Source organism: Halosimplex carlsbadense 2-9-1, assembly GCF_000337455.1.
Taxonomy (GTDB): domain Archaea; phylum Halobacteriota; class Halobacteria; order Halobacteriales; family Haloarculaceae; genus Halosimplex; species Halosimplex carlsbadense.
In genome coordinates this window covers 282,645-302,897 of the sequence record NZ_AOIU01000013.1, presented here as the reverse complement: position 1 = coordinate 302,897, position 20,253 = coordinate 282,645, and the positions used below count along the sequence as shown (strand labels likewise).

The following is a 20,253-nucleotide window of genomic DNA, read 5'->3' as shown; positions in this document are numbered from 1 at the left end:
GTCGTCGGTTTCGATCGCTAAGCGACAGTTACGGGGCGTAAGCGGCCGCTACGGCTGCGGGAGGTCCCAGGTGTCGGTCGTGACGCCGTCGACGCCGCGGTCGGCCAGCGCCCGGACAGGGGCGGTCCGGTCCGCCCGGTCGTCGGTCGCCGCTTCGAGCCCCCAGGCGTAGACGCCGAACCCCGCGTCGTGGGCTCGGTCGACGAGGGCGCGACCGCCGGGTTCGAGACACAACCGCGCGGGCGGGTGGACGTTCGCACAGTCCAGCGCGGCCGCGAGGTCGAGGTTCGCCGTCGGATGGTCGCCGAACAGCAGACCCGTCTCCGGGACCCACTCCGACCGGGCGATCTCGGCCAGCGCCGGCGCCGAGAACGACGAGATGCGGACGGCCGGTGCCGTCTCCCGCTCCAGCACCGCTCGCACGTCCCGCCAGAGACCGGGCTCTTTGAGTTCCACGTGGAGCGTCGTTCCGGCCGGGACGGCGTCGACGATCTCGGTGAACGTGGCGACGGGCTCGTCAGACCCGTCGACGCGCAACTCGCGTAGCGCCGTCAGGTCGAGGTCGGCGACGCGGCCGGTCCCGTCAGTGACGCCGTCGACGCGCTCGTCGTGGACGGCGACGAGATCGCCCGACCCGCAGCGCCGGAGGTCGACTTCGACGGCGGGCAGTCGCTCCGCGGCCGCCGCGACCGCCCGGGCGGAGTTCTCCGGCCCGTGGTCGGGACAGCCGCGGTGGCCGACGAGTTCCATACGCTATGTCGGGCGGCCGTCATCAAGTCGGCGGCGACCGTTTCGACAGGGGTGGCAGCGGTAACCCGCGGTTATTCCGAGCGTGTCAGCCGATGCCGGACTATACCTTAGTCTGGCAGCATCGATCGTCAAAGATATGTCCAACGACTCATCGTCGGGAGCGGAGAGTGGGCCCGGAGCGTCGAGTTCGCGGCGGCGATTCGTCAAGGCCGTCGGGGTGGCCGGGGCGGTCGGGCTCGCCGGCTGCCAGGACGGCGCGGGGCCCGGTGCAGGTACCGGGACCGGAGACGGGACCGGCGGTGATGGTGGCGGTGGCGGGACCGTCGAGATGGCGATGCCGTCGAACGTCACCGACCGCGCGGAAGACACCAGGCAGGCGCTATACGACGCCGGTCTCTCCGAGGACATCGAGGTGAGCTTCCTCTCGACCTCGGAGATCTCCGGCGACGTCGAGGCCCAGTATCGCAGCTGGCTCAACGCCGGCCGCGAGACGCCGGACGTGTTCCGGATGGACAGCGGGTGGACGATCCCCTTCGTCGTCCGGGACCAGCTCGTCAACCTGAGCGAGCGCCTCTCCGACGACGCGCTCTCGATGCTCGACGAGCACTACTTCGAGGCGCCGCTGGAGAGCGCCCGCGCGCCGGCCCAGGCGGTCGGCGGTGGCGGGGGAGACACGGACACCGGAACCGGGATGGGCGGCGGCCCGCGGGGCGAACTGTACGGCGTCCCCTGGCAGGTCGGTTTCCCGACGATCCAGTACCGCAAGGACCTGGTGACCGACGCGGGCTTCGATCCCGAGGGTGAGAGCTGGGCGACCGAGCCGATGACCTGGCAGCGGTTCTCGGAAGTCATCGCCGAGACCCACGGTAACGCCGACGTGGAGTACGGGTTCAACTGGCAGGGGACCGACTACGTCGGGCTCTCCTGCTGTACGTTCAACGAGTTCATGACGACCTGGGGCGGCGCTTACTTCGGCGGTCGGGACACCCTGTTCGGTCCCGTCGGCGACCGGCCGGTCACGGTCGACGAGGAGCCCGTCTACCAGGCGCTACGGATGGTCCGGACGCTCATCCACGGCTCGGACGACGAGCAGGCCCTCGACGGCTACCAGCAGATCTCGCCCAACGCGGTGCTGGAGTGGACCGAGGGCCCGTCGCTGGAGCCGTTCACCAACGGTAACGCCGTCGCGCTGCGCTACTGGCCCAGCGGCATCTTCGAGGCGGCGACCGCCTTCGAGGAGTCCGGCGACCTGTCGCCCGACGACCTCGGGACGATGCCGATCCCCTACGCGGTGAGCCAGGACGAGTCGGAGTACGAGGGGATCGGCGGCACCGCCTCGGCGCTGGGCGGGTGGCACCTCACCGTCAACCCCAACTCCCAGAACGTCGACGCGGCGGTGCAGGTCATCGAGGCGACGATGGAGCAGAGCTTCCGCACGTTCCAGTTCAGCGAGCTGGGCTACCTGACCGGCGACCAGCGGCTGTTCGACCCCGAGAACGTCGGCGACGTGGACCCGTGGGGGCCGCATCTGGAGACGCTACAGGTGGCCGGCGAGAACGCCATCCCGCGGCCCGTGACCGTCGTCTGGCCCGACCAGTCCTCGCAGATCGCCAGCCGCGTCAACGGTGTGATCGCCCAGCAACAGGCCCCCGAGGAGGCGATGAGCGCGCTCGCAGGGAGCCTCGAAGAGATCGAACAGAGCGTCTAAGATGGCGACCAGCGACGAACACGGCCGCGGACGCGTGCGGTCGGCGGCGGTCGCGCCGGCAAACTGGACGGAACAGCTCTCCGAACAGGGGTTCGCGTACGTCCTCCTGGTCCCGACGCTGCTGCTCGTCTCGACGATGGCGCTGTGGCCGCTGGCGAGTACCTTCGAGATGTCGCTGCGCGCCGACGCCCTCTTTTCGGCGGAGTACGTCGGCGAGTTCGTCGCGTTCGAGAACTACGCCGAGCTGCTGACCGGCGAGCGCAACGCCGTTCTCGGCAGCCCGTTCCTCGACTTCGGCCAGCCGTTCCAGAGCGCGCTGACGGTGACGCTCATCTACGTCGCCATCGCGGTCACGCTGGAGACGATCATCGGCTTCGGCCAGGCGCTCGTCCTCGACCAGAGCTTCCGCGGGCGCCGGTGGGTCCGCGTCGCGATCCTCATCCCGTGGGCCGTGCCCATCGCCATCCAGGGGCTCATCTTCTGGCTGTTCTTCCAGCCGGGGATCGGCGTCGGGACCGACGTGATGCAGGGCCTGGGCGTGTTCTCACAGAACCCGCTGATCAACACGACCGACACGCTGATCATCGTCATCGTCGCCGACGTGTGGAAGACCTCGGCGTTCATGGCGCTGCTCATCCTCGCCGGCCTCCAGAGCGTCGACCGCAGCCTCTACGACGTTGCGAAGGTCGCCGGCGCCTCGAAGGTCCAGCAGTTCCGCTACATCACCTTCCCGCTCGTCCTCCCCGCGCTGCTGGTCGCCCTGCTCTTCCGGACGATCCAGTCGATGCGCGTCTACGGTATCATCGAGACGACCGGCGGCTGTTCGACCCTGCCGTCACTGACCTGCATGGTCGTCTCGACCTTCCGCGCGGGCCGGTACGCCACCTCCGCCGCCGTCGCGTTCATCACCGCCGGCATCGTCGCGCTGGTCGCGCTGGTGTACATCGTCAAGTTCGCCGACCTGGAGGTGGGCGCCTGATGGCCTCTCAGCCCGTCGAGGGGGGCGAGAGCGACGACGGGCCGATCGCCCAGCGCGCGCAGGAGGCGATCCGCAACCCCGGCGACGCCTACCAGTTCCTCTTCTACGTCGTCACCGCCTTCTTCCTCGTGACCACCCTCTTCCCGTTCTACTGGCTGCTGGTGCTGGCGCTGACGCCCGGCGACCGGATGACCGACGTCGGCCTGCTGCCCAACGGGTTCAACCCAGCCTCCTTCGTGGAGATGTTCCAGCGGCTGCCGTTTCACGTCTACATGTTCAACAGCATCGTCATCGCGCTGACGACGACGGTCATCGTCCTGCTGGTGGCGAGCTTCGCCGGCTACGCCTTCGGCCGCCTGCAGTTCCGCGGCAAGACCGCGCTGTTGCTCGTGTTGCTCGCTATCTCGTACTTCCCGCCGGCCGCGTTCATCATCCCGCTGTTCCAGTTCTTCACGGGCAACGTCGAGATCCTCACGCTCCCCGCCGTCGGGACCATCGAGAGCCCCAACTGGTTCAACACCCCCGGCGCGATGGTGACGCCGTTCAGCGCGCTCTTCTTGCCGCTCTCCATTTTCATCCTCACCACCTTCTACAGCCAGATCCCCGACGGGCTGGAGGACGCCGCTCGCGTCGAGGGCGCCACCCGGATCGGCGCGCTCTTCCGTGTCATCATCCCCCTGTCCGCGCCGGGGGTCGCGACCGCGGGCGTGCTCACGTTCATCGGCGTCTACAACGAGTTCTTCATCTCCTTCCTGATGACCGACGGCCAGGCCCAGAACTGGGCGCCCATCGTCTGGGGCGTCGTCAACTACCAGGGCCAGTACCAGGCCTTTTACAACCTGATGGCGGCGGCGAGCATCGTCGGCGTCCTCCCCGTGGTGATCCTCGTCGTGATCGCCCAGGAGCGCATCGTCAGCGGGCTGACTGCCGGAGCACTCAAGGAGTAACTCATGGGAAACGTAACACTCGAACACGTCACGAAACGCTACGCGGACGTCACGGCGGTCGACGACATGAACCTCGACATCGCCGACGGCGAGTTCGTCACGCTCGTCGGCCCGTCGGGCTGTGGCAAGTCGACCACCCTGGAGACCATGGCCGGCCTCACCATCCCCAGCGAGGGGACCATCACCATCGCCGGCGAGGACGTGACCACCCGTCCGCCCAAAGACCGCGACATCGCGATGGTGTTCCAGAACATCGCGCTGTTTCCCCACATGGACGTCCACGACAACATGAGCTTCGGGCTCCGGCTGCGCGACTTCGACAAGGCCGAGATCGACCGCCGCGTCGAGCGCGCCGCCGAGATCCTCCAGATCGAGGCCCTCGTCGACCGGATGCCCGACGAGCTCTCCGGCGGCCAGCGCCAGCGCGTCGCCATCGGCCGCGCCATCGTCCGCGAGCCCGCCGTCTTCCTCATGGACGAGCCGCTGGCGAACCTCGACGCCAAGCTCCGGGTCCACATGCGCACGGAGCTCCAACGCCTCCACAAGGAGCTGGACACGACCATCATCTACGTCACCCACGACCAGGCCGAGGCGATGACGATGTCCGACCGCATCGCCGTCATGAACGAGGGCCATCTCCAGCAGATCGCCCCGCCGCTGGTCTGCTACGATCAGCCGGCCAACCTGTTCGTCGCCGGCTTCATCGGCTCGCCCTCGATGAACTTCGTCGAGGGGACCGTCGAGTCCGGCGAGATCGTGACCCCGGGCTTCGACGTGGCGTTCGACCCCGGACAGGTACCCGAACTCGCCCCGGGCGACGACGTGACCGTCGGCGTCCGCCCCGAGGACGTGTATCCGGCGGAGAAGGCGGGCGAACTCGCCAACCCGACCCGTCCCATCCGCGCCCGGACGGACGTGCTCGAACCGATGGGCGACGAGATCTTCGTCTACCTCGTCCTCCGCGGCGAGGATGCCAGCGACTCCGAGGCCGCGACCACCGAAGCCGCCTCCGCTCGCGGGAGCGACGAACTGCTGATGAGCGTCGAACCGGACAGCGACCTGGCCGGCGACGAGGACATCGAGGTCGTCCTCGACCGCCGGAAGATCCACGTCTTCGACACCGGGACCGGCGACGCCGTCTGTCACGACATCCTCCGCTCGGAGGCGATGGGCGGTGGCCACCCCGGCGCCCGGGAGGAGACCTGATGGTCTCGACCGCCACCTGGCTCTACTTCGGCATGGGGACCCTGCTCTTTTTCTTCTGGGTCTACGGTATCTGGGCGTTCGCCCGCGACGTGCGGCGGACCTATCTTCCGGGGGTCCGCGGGTGGATCGCCCGCCGCCGGGAGAAGAAAGCGGAGCAGGAACGCGAGAGCGAGCGCGAGGAGCAGGAGAAGCAGCTGTACTGAGGCGGGCACCTGTTCGCGGCTACGCCCGGTCACACCTGACCTGACTCACGAGCGACACGGCATTATCTCGACGGCCGCAACAGGTGCAGTCGCCCCGCGGCCAGCCCGATCAGCAGCCCGGCGAAGTGGGCGATCAGCGCGACGCCGGGGCCGGCGGTGACGACGGTGACGGCGCCGGCGACGACGACGAACACGCCGAGTTGCGCTCGGGGGGACAGCGGCGTGCGGTCCAGCAGCGTGTCGCTCATGCGGTTGCCCGCCAGCACGTACCCGACCAGCCCGGCGATACCGCCGCTGGCGCCCAGCACCGCGACGCCGGGGCCCAACAGCCCGCTGGCCCACACCTCGGCGAGTCCGGAGAGCGCGCCGGTGAGGAGGAAGAAGGCGTGGAATCGCAGCCGGGAGGTCTGGCGTTCGAGGTACAGTCCGACCAGCAGGAGGACGGCGACGTTGGCGAGGAGGTGACCGACCGAGAGGTGGGCGTAGACGCTGGTGACGAGCGTCCACGGCCGGGCGCCGACCGGCGGCGCGAGCGCGAAGGTGAGCGGGATCTGCAGCAACGCCACGACGCGCTGGAGGGCGAAGACGACGACGAAGGCGACGACCAGTGTCAGGGTCGGGCTCCGGGACACGACCGTGAGTTGGGCCACCGACTACAAGAAGGATCGGCCGCCTGGGGACGGTAGATACGGGTGGGCGGAGCGAAAGCGGCGACCCGGTACGCGCTCCGGACCGCCGCTCAGAAGACGGAGTCGGCGGTCGCGGCGCCGACGACGCTGAAGATGGCACCGACGCTGACGGCTCGGGCGGTGATGCCGGCGCGCTCGACCGTCGTGAGGTCGGGGTCGGTGAGGAACGTCGTCGGGGCGGTCAGCGTCAGCGCCAGGATGGCAACGGAGCCGAAGGAGACGAACATGAGCGAGACGAACCGGAGGGGGACGCCGGCGACCTCGGCCTCGCGGTCGGGGTCGCGGTCGTCGTCGGCCTCGTAGAGGGCGCCGTAGCCGATGGCGAAGACGATGGCGACAGTCACGCCGGCGTGGAACCAAGTCATCCGGGTCGCGAGCGTCCACACCTCCTCGGTGACGACGAACGGTCCGGCGAGCAGGAACCCCCCGACGACCTGCTGGGCGGTGTCGGCGAGTTTGTACCGGGGGGCTCGTGCCATGCACGCTCTATTCCGGGGGCCGGGCAAAACGCTGGCGGACGGCGGTCCGGGTCAGGCCTCGACCCGGGACCCAGCGGACCGACGCCGCGTGAGCCACAGGTGCGTTCCGACGAACGCGACCGCAAACGAGGGCGGGACGTAGGCGACCTGCGTGAGCGGGTCCGGCGGGGCGAGGACGGCGGCGCCGAGGACGCCGACGGCGGCCGCCGCCGTGTACGTCGCGACGAGGGGTTCGTGCCAGGACCGATCGGAACTTCTGATATCGGTAAGACGCCGATACTTCCGGAGACAGCGACGGGGTACTCAGTCTCCGCTCCCGACCGCCGCCGGACGGGACCGTACCCGCCACACATACACGACCACGAACGCCACAGCGAACACCTGCGGGAGGTAGACCAGTTTCGTGAACGGGTCCGGCGGTGTCGCGACGGTGACGGCGACCAACGTGAGGGCCATCGCCATCGTCCACGTCCCCGCGAGGCGCTCACGACGGGAGGGGGGACCGTGTCGCGGGTCCCGTTCGCCCCGAACGGCGAGATACCAGACCAGACCGACCCCGGAGAAAGCCAGGAACGTCCACCAGAGCGGGCCGTTCGCGTCCCGTGCTGACGCGTCTCGGTAGACCCAGTACGCCAGGACTGCGGCACTTCCGAGGAAGAGCAGGCTCGTGAAGACGCCAACGACGGCGAAGAGCAGCCCCACCGGAGCGAACGTGAGAGGTTGCACTGCTGACAGTACGCGCAGACTTCTGATAGGCTTTACCGTCGTGGCCACCTCCCGCGAGCGGCGCTTCCCACGTCGATGGGCACCGATTCGACGGCGACACAGAACCGTTTTGCTCGCGGGCGCCCACCGCCCACTCATGAGCGTCAGCGAGGAGTTCGACGAGTGGGCCCGCGACGGCCGCGACGAGGGCATGGAACAGCGCCACTGGCACACCGCCAAACACGCCCTGGCGCGGATGCCGGTCGAAGCGGGCGACACCGTCCTCGACCTGGGGTCGGGGAGCGGCTACGCCGGGCGCGCGCTCCGGGAGACGAAGGACGCGTCCCGGTCCTACGGCATCGACGCCGCGCCGCGGATGGCCCGCAACGCCCGCGAGTACACCGCCGACCGCCGGTCGGGCTTCCTGAACGGCGACTTCGAGCACCTGCCGCTCGAGCGCGACAGCATCGACCACTGCTGGTCGATGGAGGCGTTCTTCTACGCCCGCGACCCCGACGCCGTGCTGGACGAACTGCGCCGAGTGATCCGGCCGGGCGGGACGTTCTACTGCGCGGTCAACTACTGGGAAGAGAGCGTCCACACCCACGAGTGGGACGAGCTGGTCGAGGTGCCGATGATCCGCTGGACGGAAGCCGAGTACCGCGAGCACTTCCGCGACGCGGGCCTGCACGTCGCCGGCCAGGACCGGATCCCCGACACCGAGACGACGATCCCGCCGGCGGGGGAGTTCCCGACAGAGGACTTCGAGACCCGCGAGGCGATGGTCGAGCGCTACCGCGAGCACGGCACACTGCTGACCGTCGGCGTCGTCCCGTGAGGGCAGGGAACCGCCGCCCGCCGGGATCGCTCGACGAGGTCGGCCGCGAGCGCCGCCGTCACCGCCGCTCGTGCCAAACGTTTTGTAGGCTTCGCGTTCAGGGGGGAGTATGGCGCTGACCCGGCGACAGCAGGTACTCGGTGGGCTGTTCGTCGGGACGGCGATCCTGACCCTGGTGATCCTCTCGCGGGTCGTCGGGACGGTGTTTTTCGCCATCACGGTGGCGTACGTGCTCTATCCCGTCCGTCGGGGGTTAGTCGCGCGGGGCGTCCACCGGCGGATCGCCGCGGCGGCGGCGACGACGGTGGGGTTCCTGTTCGTCGCGCTCATCGTCGGGCCGATCGTCTACGCGCTGTACGGCCGCCAGGCGCTCCTGCTTTCGTTCCTGCGGTCGATCCCGGCCGAGCAGCCGATCACGGTGTTCGGGATGTCGTTCGTGATCGACGTGAGCGCGCTGATCGTGCGGGCGCGGGCCGCGGTCGTCGACCTGGGCTTCGATATCGCGGGGGCGGCGCCCGTCCTCGCACTGAAGGCGTTCCTGTTCGTCTTCCTCGTGTACGGACTCCTGCTGCGGCCCGGGAGCGTCCATCAAGCGGCGCTCCGGCTGGTTCCCGGGGAGTACCACGACGTGGTGCTCGCGCTGCACCGCTGCGTGCGCGACACGCTGTACGCGCTGTACGTCCTGCAGGCCGCGACGGCGCTGGGGACGTTCACGGTGGCGTACGTCGTCTTCTCGCTGCTGGGCTACGACAGCGCGTTCACGCTGTCGGTGTTTTCCGGACTGTTGCAGTTCATCCCCGTCCTCGGACCGAGCATACTCATCGCCGCCGTGGCGGTCGGCCAGGCGCTGGCGGGCGAGGTCACGGCCGCCCTGCTCGTCGCGAGCACGGGGCTGGTCCTCATCGGCTTCCTGCCCGACGCGCTGATCCGCCCGCGGCTGGCCTCGCTGACGACCGGGATGCCCGCGAGCCTCTACTTCGTCGGGTTCACCGGCGGCACGCTGAGTCTGGGCGTCGTCGGCGTCATCGCGGGCCCGCTGGTCGTCGCGCTGCTCGTCGAAGTGGTCGAACTGGTCACCGACGAGCGCACGACCGTCCAGCAGACCTTCGACGAGGCCGCCGCCCTCGCCGACGGCGACCGACCCGGTGGTCGGAACGGACGCCTCAGCGACGACCTGGCCGCCGACGGCGCGGCGGACCCGTCCGGCGACGACCGCTCCGAGGAGTCGCCGGGCGACCCCGCCACCGACGACTGAGTCGCCCCCCGGCTACGCCCCCGTCTCCAGGTTTCGTCCGTCGGCCTTCCACTCGGTGAGACTCCCCTCGTAGAAGGCGAGATCGGGGTAGCCCAGGTGACGGAGGACGGTGTAGGTGTGGCTGATCCGGCGGGCGGTGTTGCAGTACAGCAGGACCCGCTTGTCGGGAGCGATCCCCCGCTCGTCGAGGATCGACTCGATCTCCTCGCGGGGCCTCAGCCCGCGCGTCTCGTCGTCGACGAGTTCGCGCCAGTCCAGGCGGACCGCGCCGGGGATGTGGCCCTCCTCGAACTCCCAGCCCTCGCGAGTGTCGACGACGACGGTATCGGGGTCGTCGGTGGCCGCCGCGACCGCGTCGATCCCGACCAGCGGCGTCTCCGCTGGCGGGTCGACGACGTACTCCGACCGGTCGAAGTCGGCGACCTCGCTCGCGGTCTCGTGGTCGAGTCGCCACGCGGAGAAGTCGCCGTCGAGCAGGTGGAGCCGCTCGGGGTCGTGACCGTACAGCCCCGCGGTCACGAGGAAGCGCGCGGCGAAGACGCCGTGGGTGTCGTCGTAGGCGACGATCCGGTCGTCGGCGGTGATCCCCGCCTCGGACATGATCTCGGTGAAAACCTCGGCGCCGGGGAGCATCCCCTGGCCGGTCGTCGCCCCGCCGGCGTCGCCCTCCGGTCCGCCTGGTTCGCTCTCGGTGTCGTCTTCGGCGGCGTGTTCGTCGGCGCGAAACGAGTCGAACGGGACGTTGACCGCACCCGGAATGTGGCCGATGCCGTCGAACTCCCAGGCGTCGCGGGTGTCGACGATCCGGACCTCGTCGAGTCGGTCGGCCACCCACTCGGCCGGGACGACGATGTCGCTCATGTCCCGGGTTCGGGCGAGCGGACGCTTCAAGATGTCCTTCCGACCCGGTCGGAGGTAGAGGCAATTTTGTCCGGCGCGTGCGGGCATCGTACTGGGTATAAACCGTCCGGTCGCGGGCCGCCGCGACCGCCGGCCCGACCCGTCCCCCGGTCCGATCCCGGGCGACGAGAGCCGAAGAGAGAGGCCGTGAGAACCATAGACACGGAACGAGCCGGCAACAATCTCCGCTATGGTCGTCAAGGGGCGGGACATGCCGAAGGTCCTAGAGGTATATAGTCGGTAGACCAAAGGTTCGATGAACATGAGCGACTACGCGAAAGACGTACTCGTCTCGGCGGACTGGGTCGAAGACCACCTCGAGCACTTCGAGAGCGACGACGACGACTATCGGCTGGTCGAGGTCGACGTGGACACGGAGCTGTACGACGAGAGCCACGCGCCGGGCGCGGTCGGCTGGAACTGGGAGACAGACCTCCAGGACCAGGTCGAGCGCGACATCCTCGAGAAGGAGGACTTCGAGGCGCTGCTGGGTTCCCACGGCATCAGCGAGGACACGACGGTCGTCCTCTACGGTGACAACGCCAACTGGTTCGCGGCCTACACCTACTGGCAGTTCAAGTACTACGGCCACGACGACGTGAAGCTGCTCGACGGCGGCCGCGACTACTGGGTCGAGAACGACTACCCGCTCACCGACGAGGAGCCGGACTTCTCCGAAGTCGAGTACGAGGCCTCCGGCCCGCGCGAGTCCATCCGCGCCTACCGCGACGACGTCGAGAACGCCGTCGACAAGGGCCTGCCGCTCGTCGACGTCCGCTCGCCCGAGGAGTTCTCCGGCGAGGTCCTCGCGCCCCCGGGCCTGCAGGAGACCGCCCAGCGCGGCGGCCACATCCCCGGCGCCAGCAACGTCTCCTGGGCCGCCGTCACCAACGACGACGGCACCTTCAAGACCGCCGAGGAGATCGAAGACCTGTACGCCGAGGAAGGCATCGAGGGCGACGGCACCGTCGTCGCCTACTGCCGTATCGGCGAGCGCTCGTCGGTCGCCTGGTTCGCCCTGCACGAACTCGTCGGCTACGACGACGCCATCAACTACGACGGCTCCTGGACGGAGTGGGGCAACCTCGTGGGCGCCCCCATCGAGAAGGGCGAGTAAGGTCTTTCGCGACTCCGATTTTTTCGACGCCGGAACGGATAGCCGCGGGTCCGTTCGCCGCGGCCCGTCCCGGTCCCAATCGTTTTCAGCCCGCCCGGCGAACGCCGAGCCATGGAACTGTCGGCCTTCCGCGAGCCGCTGACCCGCGAGGAGACCGCCGGACTGCTCGCCGTCGCGGCCGTCGTCGCCGTGCTGCTCGGCCCCGGCGCGATCACGCTGTCCGAGGGGTCGTCGCTCCTGCTGACGGCCGTCTCCGCCCTGGCGATGGGGACGCTCGCGTTCGTCGTCGGCGCGCTCGCGCTGGTCGTGATACGGGAACTGAGCGGCGACGACGAGGCGTGAGCGCCCGTCCCGACGCATCCTGACAGCCCGAGAGCAAGATTGACAAAGGCGCGCTGACAGGTATCCGTATGGACGAGACCCTCCGCGAGCGACTCGACGGCGACGACGCGCTCGCCGACGCCGCCGCCGTCGTCCTCGACCGCGCCGAATCGGGCGACGGCACCGTCTCCTGGCCGGACGTGAGCGGCGCCGTCCCCGCCGAACAGTGGGGGCGCCTGCTCGAATCCGAACTGCTGGTCGCCACCGACGCCGGGTTCGTCGTCGAGGACCCCGACGCCGTCCGCGCGGCCGTGGGTGAGCGCGACGACGCCGAGTTCGCGGGCGACGCCGAGACCGACGACGACGCCGACGCCGGCCGCTGGTCGGCCGCCGACAAACTCGCCGGCGTCGCCGCGCTGGGGCTGATGGCCAGCTACCAGATACCGGTGGCCCGCGACACGATCGGGAGTACCGCCGACATCTTCCTCGGCCCGGTCGAGGCCGCGCTGCCGTTCGGCGCGACGGTCGCGCTGCTCGCGCTCGCGACGACGGTCGTCTCGACGACGCTGCGCCGTCGGCTGATGGACGGGAATCCGCAGGAAGCGGCACAGGAACGCCTGGAGACGGTCAAAGAGCGCCTCGACGCGGCCCGCGAGCGCGGCGACGACGAGGCCGTCGAACGGCTGCAGTCGCGCCAGCAGGAGCTGATGATGGAGCAGCTGGGAGCGATGAAGCGGATGGTCCGCCCGATGGTCTACGCGATGCTGGTGACGATCCCCGTCTTCCTCTGGATCACCTGGCTGACCGTCAACCCCGTGGCGGCGATCACGCCCGCCGCGCAGGTGTTGCCGATCGCCGGCCGCGTCGTCTGGACGGCCAAGCTGGTCGGCCCGCTGCAGGTCTGGACGGTCTGGTACATCGCCTGGTCGATCGTCTCGAACGTCGCGGGCAAGCGCGTCGCGAAGAAAGTGGGTCCGGCGGTCGCGGACTACCGGTCGGCATTCTGAACGGCAAGCGCGGTCTCCGTCGGGCCGTCGCTACTCGTGACCGATGATCGGCTGCGGTTCGTACGGTTCCTCCAGATACGCCACGTCCGAGGCCGAGAGGTCGATCTCCAGCGCCTCGACGGCTTCCTCCAGATGTTCGACGCTCGTGGTGCCGACGATGGGGGCGTCGACGTACTCGTTCTGGTACTGCCAGGCCAGGGCGATCTGGGCCATCGTCACGCCGTGGTCGGCGGCCAACTCTTGCACGCGCTCGTTGATCTCCTTGCCGCCGCCGCGCTCGTACTCGGGCGTGGGGTTGTGGAAGTTCTCGGGGGCGCCGCGGTTGGTGCGTTCGAGTTCGTCGAACGGGCGGGCGAGGAAGCCCTGGCCGAGCGGGCCCCACGGGATGACGCCGATGTCGTCTTTGTCACAGAGCGGTAGCATGTCGCGCTCCTCCTCCCGGTAGGCGACGTGGTAGTGGTTCTGCATCGTCTCGTAGCCGATGAGGTCCTCGCGCTCGCTCGTCCGCAGTTGCTCCACGAGGTCGTGGGTCCACATCGAGGAGGTACCGGCGTGGCGGATCTTCCCGCGTCGGCGCGCGTCGTCGAGCGCTTCGAGCGTGGTCTCGGGGGGCGTGTTCGGGTCGACGCGGTGGGTCTGGTAGAGGTCGATGGTGTCGAGGCCGAGCCGCTCCAGGGAGTCATCGAGTTCCTGCTCGATGGTCTTCCGCGAGAGGCCCGAGGCGTTGGGCGTGTCCTCGCCGACGGGGAACCGGACCTTGGTGGCGACGACCTGCTCGTCGCGGTCGTAGTCGGCGAGCACGTCGCCGAGGATCTCCTCGCTCTCGCCGTCGGAGTAGGCGTTGGCGGTGTCGAAGAAGTTGACGCCCAGGTCGATGGCGCGTTCGATGACCTCCCGGCCCTCCTCCTCGTCCAGCATCCACGGCTCCTCGCTGCCGAAGCTCATGCAGCCGAGACAGATCTGCGAGACCTCCATCCCGGTCGATCCGAGTGTCGTGTACTCCATGGGTGGCCCTCGGGAGTAACTACGCAAAAGCCTGCCCCTCGCGGTCCAGCGTTCCGGGACCGACCGTAGGGTCGTGGGCGAAGCCGCCGACAGCGGTCAGTCACTCGCGGCGGCGTCGGGGCGGTAGTCGCGGCTGACCACCTTCCACGTCCCGGAGCGATAGCGGTAGTAGGCGATGATGGCGGGGACGGCCATCTCGGCGAGGATGGCGGCGTACAGCGCTGTCTGTCCGATCTCGGGGACGGCGACGCCGACGTAGGCGATCGGGAGCGTGAACAGGTAGAGCCCGGTCAACTGGGCGTAGAACGGCCAGCGCGTGTCGCCGCTGGCGCGCAGCGGGCCGGTCGAGCCGCCGTAGACGCCGCTGAACAGCACTCCGAAGCAGGCGACGCGGATGAAGGTGACGACGGTCGGGAGGATCGAGGGGTCGTCGACGAACACGCGGCCGATGGGGCGGGCGAGGACGAACACGCCGACGGCGATGACGGCGTAACACGCCAGCGAGAAGCGGATGATGTCGTGGGCCCACACGCCGGCGTCGTCCTCGTCGTCCTGGCCGAGCGCCTGGCCGACGAGGCTGGACGACGCCATGCTGAACCCCCAGTTGGGCGTGTCCATCAGCGCGCGGACCCGCATCGCGACGACGTAGGCGGCGACGACGTTCGGGCCGAACAGGCCGACGATGTACAGTTTGGGGAACTGGCCGCCGCTGCGGGCGAGGTTGGTCCCGATCAACGGCGTCGCCATCTCGGCGAGGTCGCCGAACAGCGACCGGTCGAAGTGGGGGCCCGAGAGCGGGATCTGCACGGGGAATTCGCCGATGCCGGGGAGGCCGCCGCGAGCGAGGCCGACCGCGAACGCGACCGCGACGACGACGTTCGAGAGCGCGGTGCCGACGGCGGCGCCGACGACGCCCCAGCCGAGACCGAAGATGAGGACGGCGTTGACGAGGATGTTCAGCGCGGCGCCGCCGCCGCGGAGGATCATCGGCGTCCAGGCGTCGTCGGCGCCGACGAGCGTGCGACTGCCGATGAGGTTCAGCGCCGCGAACGGGACGCCGAAGGCGACGACGGCGAGGTAGTCGGCGCCGAAGGCCACCGCGGCGTCGCCGGAGCCGATCAGAGCGATCAGCGGCTCGGCGAGGAACCAGTAGACGGCGATCAGCGGGACGGTGATCGCGACCGTGAGCAGCGCGCTGGCCTTCACCGAGAGGGCGAGTTCCTCGTGGGCGTCGGCGCCGAAGCGCTGGGAGACGAGACCGATGGTCCCGCCGGCGACGCCGCCGCCCAGGGCGAACGACAACCCCCAGAAGGGGCTGGCGTACCCGACGCCGGCGATGGCGGTCGGGCCCAGCGCGATGCCGACCATCGCCACGTCGGCCGTCGAGCGGGACATCCGCGCGAGGCCGGTGACGATGCGCGGCCAGGCGAGGTCGGTCGCCCGCTCGACGCGCTCGCGGTCGATGATACCGGCGCGAGCGACGATCGACCCCACCCAGAGGAGGAGCGCGCGGACGGGGTTGTACCGGGACCAGGACACGGAGACCCGTCTACGCTCTACCGTGAAAACGGTTTAGAAACGGGAACGGTCCGCCGAAACCGACGCCCTCGGGCGACGAGTCGACAGCATTATCGGCGGCGATATCGATCCCCGGACAGATACCGTCGTGCAGACACTCGACGCGCTCGGGTCGATCCCGTCGGTGTTCCTCTCGTCGGTGGCGCCGCCGCTGTCGATCGCCCTCGCCGGCTACCTGCTCGGTCGCGTCCGCGAGGTCGACACCGAGCCGCTGAGCACGGTCACCGTCTACGTTCTCCTGCCCGCGCTGGTGTTCGAGACGCTCGTCACGCTCGAAACCGGGCTCGGGACCGCCGCCGCGGCCGTCGGCGCGATGGTCGGGTTCACCGCCGTCGTCGGCACGCTCTCGTGGGCGGTGAGCCGGGCGCGCGGTCGAGAGGGCACGGTCGTCACCGGCGCCGCGATGGCCGCGGCCTTCCCCAACACCGGCAACTTCGGCATCCCGGTCGCCACCTTCGCGTTCGGCGCCGCCGGCCGGTCGACCGCCGTGCTGTTCGTCCTCGTCCAGAACCTGCTGTTGTACACCGTCGGCGTCTATCTCCTCTCGCGTGGGGAGTCGGGGACCGACCGGGCGGCGCTCGGCCGCGTGGCCCGCCAGCCGGTCGTCTGGGCGCTGGCCGCGGCGGGCGCCGCGGTCGCGCTCGGCGTCGTCCCGCCCGAGGACGGCACCGCGATGGACACCCTCCGGCTGGTCGGCGACGCGTCGATCCCCGTCTTCCTCGTCGTCCTCGGCCTGCAGGTCGAGTCGATGGACCTCGCGGCGACCGTCCGCGAGACGCTGCCGACCGTCGGACTGAAGCTGCTCGTCGCGCCCGTCGTCGCCGTCGGGGTCGCGGCGCTCGTCGACATCGGCGACCCGACGGTGACCGCCGCGTTCGTCGTCCTCGCGGCCGGTCCCTCCGCGGTCATCCCGCTCGTCCTCTCGATCGAGTTCGGGGACGACGGAGCGAGCGACCCGACTGCCGACGGGTCGGCGGTATCGACCGCCGACTACGTCGGAACGGTCGTCTTCCTCACGATACTCGGGAGTCTCCCCGTGGTCACCGGACTGGTGTTGCTCGCGGAGCTGGGCGTGCTCGGGTGAGCGGCGATCGGCGGCGTTCGACGCCGGTGGCCGGACCGGCTACACGTCGACGGCGTCGCCGACCGCGGGCGCCGTCGCCGCGAAGCCGTCCGCGCGGAGTTCCTCGGCGAAGGCCTCGCAACGGTCGCCGTGGTTGACGAGGACCTCGGCGTCGCGGTAGTCGTCGAGGAACGCCAGGATCCCCTCGCGGTCGGCGTGGGCGGAGAAGTCGTAGGACTCGACCTGCGCGGCGACGGGCATCCGTCGGCCGTCGATCTCCGCGCTACCGGTGTCGAGCAGGTCCCGGCCGGGCGTCCCCTCGACCTGGTAGCCAGTCATCGCGACCTTGTTGGTCGGGGACCCGCGGATCGCGGGGATGTACGTCATCGCCGGGCCGCCCGAGAGCATCCCGCTGGTGGTGACGATGACGGTGTTGTCCTCGGCGATCCGTCGGCGCTGGCCGTCGCGACCGTCGACGAATCTGGCGTTGGATTTGGCCCGGCCCAGCGCGTCGGCGTCGCGAACGAACTCGGGGTGGCGCCGGAGCATCTCCGTCACGCGCTTGCCCATCCCGTCGACGTAGCAGTCGATGTCGTGGGCCTCGCAGATCAGGAGGACCTCCTGGGTGCGGCCGATGGCGAACGCCGGGACGACGACCGTGCCACCCTGCCATATCGTGGTGCGGAGGCTCTCGGCGAACCGCTCCTCGATGGCTCCCCGGTCCTCGTGGGTCACGTCGGAGTAGGTCGACTCGCAGACGACGGCGTCGGCGTCGGGCCGGGCGGTGGTGCCGGCGACGAGCCGTTGTCCACGAATCGGCTCACCGGCCCGATTCGTGCGGCTCGCGGGAGCGTCGCTCCCGCGGTGGTCGCCGGTGTGAAAGTCGGCTGTGTACAGCAGTCGGGTGTCGCCGTCGTCGACGAGGACGTGCGCGCTGCCGGGGATGTGGCCGGCCTCGTAGAAGGTGACCTCGTAGCCGGCCGCCTCGAAGGACTCCCGGTAGCCGTGGGTCTCGGAGACCTGCGTGACCCGGCGGACCTCGGTCTCGGTGAACGGGCAGTCGTAGGTGCCGCCGTGCAGCTTCAGGGTGTCGCGAGCGAGCGTGAGGGCGAGTTCGCGCGTCGGGGGCGTCCAGTGGATCGGCGGCCGGCGGTCGCCCGAGCACAGCGACGGCACCGCGCCGACGTGGTCGAGGTGACCGTGGGAGACGACGACCGCCTCGGGGTCGACCGAGTCGACCGGAAACCGGGGCGGGTTGCCGGTCAACAGCCCGTAATCCAGCAGGAGCCGGTCGTCGATGAGGACCGCGCTACGACCGACCTCGCGGGCGCCGCCCAGGAACCGGACGTTCATCGGCCGTCGCTATCGCCCCCGACTGCTTGGGTTCGTCGGTTCACAGACGCCTCGCGGCGTCGGTCCGGTCACCGCCGCGCTACGGTCGATATCATCATCGAGACTCTATTTGGAGTTTCGAAATTTGTTTTGAAGCCCTATACCGGCCCTATATTTCGTTTTCTTCTCCGAGCCGGACCTGACAGTTTCAAAATTGATTCCGTGGCGAGAATTCTTTAGTCAGTACGCCTATCAGATATGGTATCGTGGTTTCGGAGACTGTCTACGTCGGGGCAGTGGCCCTCTCGACGGCGATCGCCGCGTGGGTCGCGGTCTGGCTGTGGGACGAGGAGCTGAATCTGCAGGGGCGGCTGTTCGTCGGGATCGTCGCCGTCTACGCGGTGTCGGGGCTGCTGGTGACCGGGGAGTTGCTGGCGCCGTCGCGAACGTGGATGATCGCGGCGTTCAACTTCGAGGCCGCCGTCACGGGCCTTCTCCCGCTGCTGTGGTTCCTGCTCGTCACGGAGTACACCGGGTACCTCCGTCGGATCCCGCGGTCGGTCGTCTATGCCCTGGTCGGGTGGCACGTCGTGGTCGGGGTACTGGAGATAACCAATCCGATGCACGACCTGGTCTGGAGCGGGTACACGGTGGTCGCGTCGCCGTTCCCGTACATCCAGGGCGAGGGGACCGCGATCGCGGTCGCGCTGTTGCTCCCGGGGTCGCTACTGTACTACGTGACGGTCGCGCTGCTGGGCGCGCACCTCCTGGCCGGGCCGAACGTCGGGCGCAAGCAGACCGCCGCGCTGCTGGCCGGCTACCTCCCGACGCTCGCCATCTTCACGCTGTGGTTCGGCGGCGCCATCCCCGGCCCGCTGACGGGCGCGCTCGTGGTCGGGTCGCCGCTGATCCTCGGCGTCGTCGCCTGGGCAGTCTTCAGACACCAGCTGTTCGACCTGGCGCCGCTGGCTCGCGAGTCCGTGCTGGAAGTGCTCGACGACGCCGTCGTGGTCGTCGACCGCGACCGGCGCCTGCTCGACTACAACGCGGCGGCGGCCGGGACGTTCCCGGCCATCCCCGACCACGAGGGCGACCCCGTCGAGCGGGCCGTCCCGGAGCTCCGTCCGGTCGACGACCGCGACGGCGCCGGGAGCGAAGACGCGGCGCTCGACGGCGCGACTGTCGAGGACCCGACGGCTGTGACCGCGGCGAGTGGCCCGGGGCCGCCCAGCGAGTCGGCCGAGGTGCTCACCTCGAACGAAACCGGTGACTCGCCGTTCGTCTCGGCGTTCACGCGGTTCGAGGACGGCGAGGTCCGGGAGTACGACGTGACCGTCTCGCCGCTGGAAGTGCGGGGGTCGGTCGCGGGGTACACGCTGGTGTTGCGGGACGTGACCGCGCGGCGCCAGCAGGTCCGCGACCTCGAACAGCAGACGACCCAGCTGGAGCAGTTCGCGAGCACCCTCAGCCACGACCTGCGCAACCCCCTGAACGTCGCCTACGGACGGGTCGAACTCGCGCGCGAGCGCCACGACGACGAACACCTCGAAACCGCCGGCGACGCTCTCGACCGGATCGAGGGGATTATCGACGACACCCTCACGCTCGCCCGCGAGGGCCAGGCCATCGACGAGTTGGAGCGGGTCGACCTGTCGACCGTCGCCCGCGACGCCTGGGGAACCGTCGACACCGGCGACGCCGAGCTGGACGTGGACCCCGACGCTGGGGTCCGGATCTACGCCGACGCGACGCGGCTGCAGTCGGTCTTCGAGAACTGCTACCGCAACGCCGTCGAGCACGGCTCGACGAGCCCTGCTTCGCAGGCTCAGCAGGACGCCGTGGACCACGGCGGTCCCTCGGTGACCGTCACCGTCGAGCGCCACGACGACGGGTTCGCCGTCGCCGACGACGGTCCCGGCGTCCCGGCGGACGAGCGCGAGCAGGTGTTCGAGTACGCCTACACGACCGACGACGACGGGACCGGACTCGGACTCGCGATCGTCGAGGCTATCGCCCGCGCCCACGGCTGGTCGGTCGAGATGGCCGACAGCGACGACGGCGGCGCGAAAGTCGTCTTCTCCGGCGTCGAGACGGTCGAGACGCCGATCGCCAGTGACGGCGGCGAGGTCGTCGTCAGCGCGGTCGACGACTGACCGACATCGGCTCGGCGG

Annotated in this window: 20 protein-coding genes; 12 read left to right on the top strand and 8 right to left on the bottom strand. The window is 69.7% G+C overall.

The genetic code is table 11. The annotated features are described in order from the left end of the window. Positions 1–48 precede the first annotated feature (48 nt). A complete protein-coding gene (locus C475_RS07100) occupies positions 49–750 on the bottom strand; it encodes a glycerophosphodiester phosphodiesterase (RefSeq protein ID WP_006883119.1) in 702 nt (233 codons plus the stop codon). 136 nt (positions 751–886) lie between these two features. Here C475_RS07100 and C475_RS07095 point away from each other — a divergent pair, with 136 nt between their 5' ends. Genes C475_RS07095 through C475_RS07075 form a run of 5 tightly spaced genes read left to right on the top strand, consistent with a single transcriptional unit; the run spans position 887 to position 5,793 of the window. After that, positions 887–2,458, top strand: a complete 1,572-nt coding sequence (locus C475_RS07095; RefSeq protein WP_006883118.1) for an extracellular solute-binding protein — start codon at positions 887–889, stop codon at positions 2,456–2,458. Between the two features lies 1 nt (position 2,459). Beyond that, positions 2,460–3,437 carry a carbohydrate ABC transporter permease gene (locus C475_RS07090; protein ID WP_006883117.1) on the top strand — a complete coding sequence of 326 codons (978 nt, stop codon included), beginning with the start codon at positions 2,460–2,462 and terminating at the stop codon, positions 3,435–3,437. Next, positions 3,437–4,384, top strand: coding sequence for a carbohydrate ABC transporter permease (locus tag C475_RS07085; RefSeq protein WP_006883116.1), 948 nt, complete (start codon positions 3,437–3,439; stop codon positions 4,382–4,384). Before C475_RS07090 ends, C475_RS07085 begins: the two co-directional genes overlap by 1 nt. 3 nt (positions 4,385–4,387) lie before the next feature. Beyond that, positions 4,388–5,590, top strand: coding sequence for an ABC transporter ATP-binding protein (locus C475_RS07080; protein WP_006883115.1), 1,203 nt, complete (start codon positions 4,388–4,390; stop codon positions 5,588–5,590). Next, entirely contained in the window at positions 5,590–5,793 is a 204-nt protein-coding gene (locus C475_RS07075; protein WP_006883114.1) for a hypothetical protein, read from the top strand. The genes C475_RS07080 and C475_RS07075 overlap by 1 nt, the downstream gene beginning before the upstream one ends. A 62-nt stretch (positions 5,794–5,855) precedes the next feature. On the opposite strand, the gene C475_RS07070 is transcribed toward C475_RS07075, so the two are convergent. From C475_RS07070 to C475_RS07060, 3 genes are all read right to left on the bottom strand, one after another. Next, a complete protein-coding gene (locus C475_RS07070) occupies positions 5,856–6,425 on the bottom strand; it encodes a rhomboid family intramembrane serine protease (RefSeq protein ID WP_049930265.1) in 570 nt (189 codons plus the stop codon). 107 nt (positions 6,426–6,532) lie between these two features. After that, positions 6,533–6,961 (bottom strand): DUF2391 family protein, encoded by a 429-nt coding sequence (locus tag C475_RS07065; protein ID WP_006883112.1) that lies wholly within the window; start codon positions 6,959–6,961, stop codon positions 6,533–6,535. Positions 6,962–7,264: 303 nt separating this feature from the next. After that, entirely contained in the window at positions 7,265–7,687 is a 423-nt protein-coding gene (locus C475_RS07060; protein WP_049930232.1) for a hypothetical protein, read from the bottom strand. A 136-nt stretch (positions 7,688–7,823) separates the two neighbouring features. Between C475_RS07060 and C475_RS07055 the strand changes: the two genes are divergently transcribed. Beyond that, positions 7,824–8,504, top strand: coding sequence for a class I SAM-dependent methyltransferase (locus C475_RS07055; protein WP_006883110.1), 681 nt, complete (start codon positions 7,824–7,826; stop codon positions 8,502–8,504). Between the two features lie 109 nt (positions 8,505–8,613). Continuing rightward, positions 8,614–9,759 (top strand): AI-2E family transporter, encoded by a 1,146-nt coding sequence (locus tag C475_RS07050; protein ID WP_006883109.1) that lies wholly within the window; start codon positions 8,614–8,616, stop codon positions 9,757–9,759. A gap of 12 nt (positions 9,760–9,771) precedes the next feature. On the opposite strand, the gene C475_RS07045 is transcribed toward C475_RS07050, so the two are convergent. Continuing rightward, the gene (locus C475_RS07045; RefSeq protein ID WP_006883108.1) at positions 9,772–10,620 is read right to left on the bottom strand and encodes a sulfurtransferase; all 849 of its coding nucleotides are present in this window, start codon (positions 10,618–10,620) and stop codon (positions 9,772–9,774) included. A gap of 301 nt (positions 10,621–10,921) precedes the next feature. On the opposite strand from C475_RS07045, the gene C475_RS07040 reads away from it, so the two are divergent. From C475_RS07040 to C475_RS07030, 3 genes are all read left to right on the top strand, one after another. Next, positions 10,922–11,776: a sulfurtransferase gene (locus tag C475_RS07040; RefSeq protein ID WP_006883107.1), complete on the top strand. Its 855-nt coding sequence runs from the start codon at positions 10,922–10,924 to the stop codon at positions 11,774–11,776. 111 nt (positions 11,777–11,887) lie between these two features. Next, entirely contained in the window at positions 11,888–12,118 is a 231-nt protein-coding gene (locus C475_RS07035) for a hypothetical protein (protein WP_006883106.1), read from the top strand. A 68-nt stretch (positions 12,119–12,186) separates the two neighbouring features. Further along, a complete protein-coding gene (locus C475_RS07030) occupies positions 12,187–13,104 on the top strand; it encodes a DUF106 domain-containing protein (RefSeq protein ID WP_006883105.1) in 918 nt (305 codons plus the stop codon). Positions 13,105–13,134: 30 nt separating this feature from the next. Here C475_RS07030 and C475_RS07025 read toward each other — a convergent pair whose 3' ends face one another. Together C475_RS07025 and C475_RS07020 are read right to left on the bottom strand one after the other, a co-directional pair. After that, positions 13,135–14,109, bottom strand: a complete 975-nt coding sequence (locus C475_RS07025; protein ID WP_006883104.1) for an aldo/keto reductase — start codon at positions 14,107–14,109, stop codon at positions 13,135–13,137. Between the two features lie 96 nt (positions 14,110–14,205). Then, a complete protein-coding gene (locus C475_RS07020; RefSeq protein ID WP_006883103.1) occupies positions 14,206–15,648 on the bottom strand; it encodes an MATE family efflux transporter in 1,443 nt (480 codons plus the stop codon). A 127-nt stretch (positions 15,649–15,775) separates the two neighbouring features. Here C475_RS07020 and C475_RS07015 point away from each other — a divergent pair, with 127 nt between their 5' ends. Beyond that, a complete protein-coding gene (locus C475_RS07015) occupies positions 15,776–16,771 on the top strand; it encodes an AEC family transporter (RefSeq protein WP_006883102.1) in 996 nt (331 codons plus the stop codon). Between the two features lie 39 nt (positions 16,772–16,810). On the opposite strand, the gene C475_RS07010 is transcribed toward C475_RS07015, so the two are convergent. Beyond that, positions 16,811–18,103, bottom strand: coding sequence for an MBL fold metallo-hydrolase (locus C475_RS07010; RefSeq protein ID WP_006883101.1), 1,293 nt, complete (start codon positions 18,101–18,103; stop codon positions 16,811–16,813). 245 nt (positions 18,104–18,348) lie between these two features. Between C475_RS07010 and C475_RS07005 the strand changes: the two genes are divergently transcribed. After that, positions 18,349–20,235, top strand: a complete 1,887-nt coding sequence (locus C475_RS07005; protein WP_049930230.1) for a sensor histidine kinase — start codon at positions 18,349–18,351, stop codon at positions 20,233–20,235. The last annotated feature ends 18 nt before the right edge of the window (positions 20,236–20,253 follow it).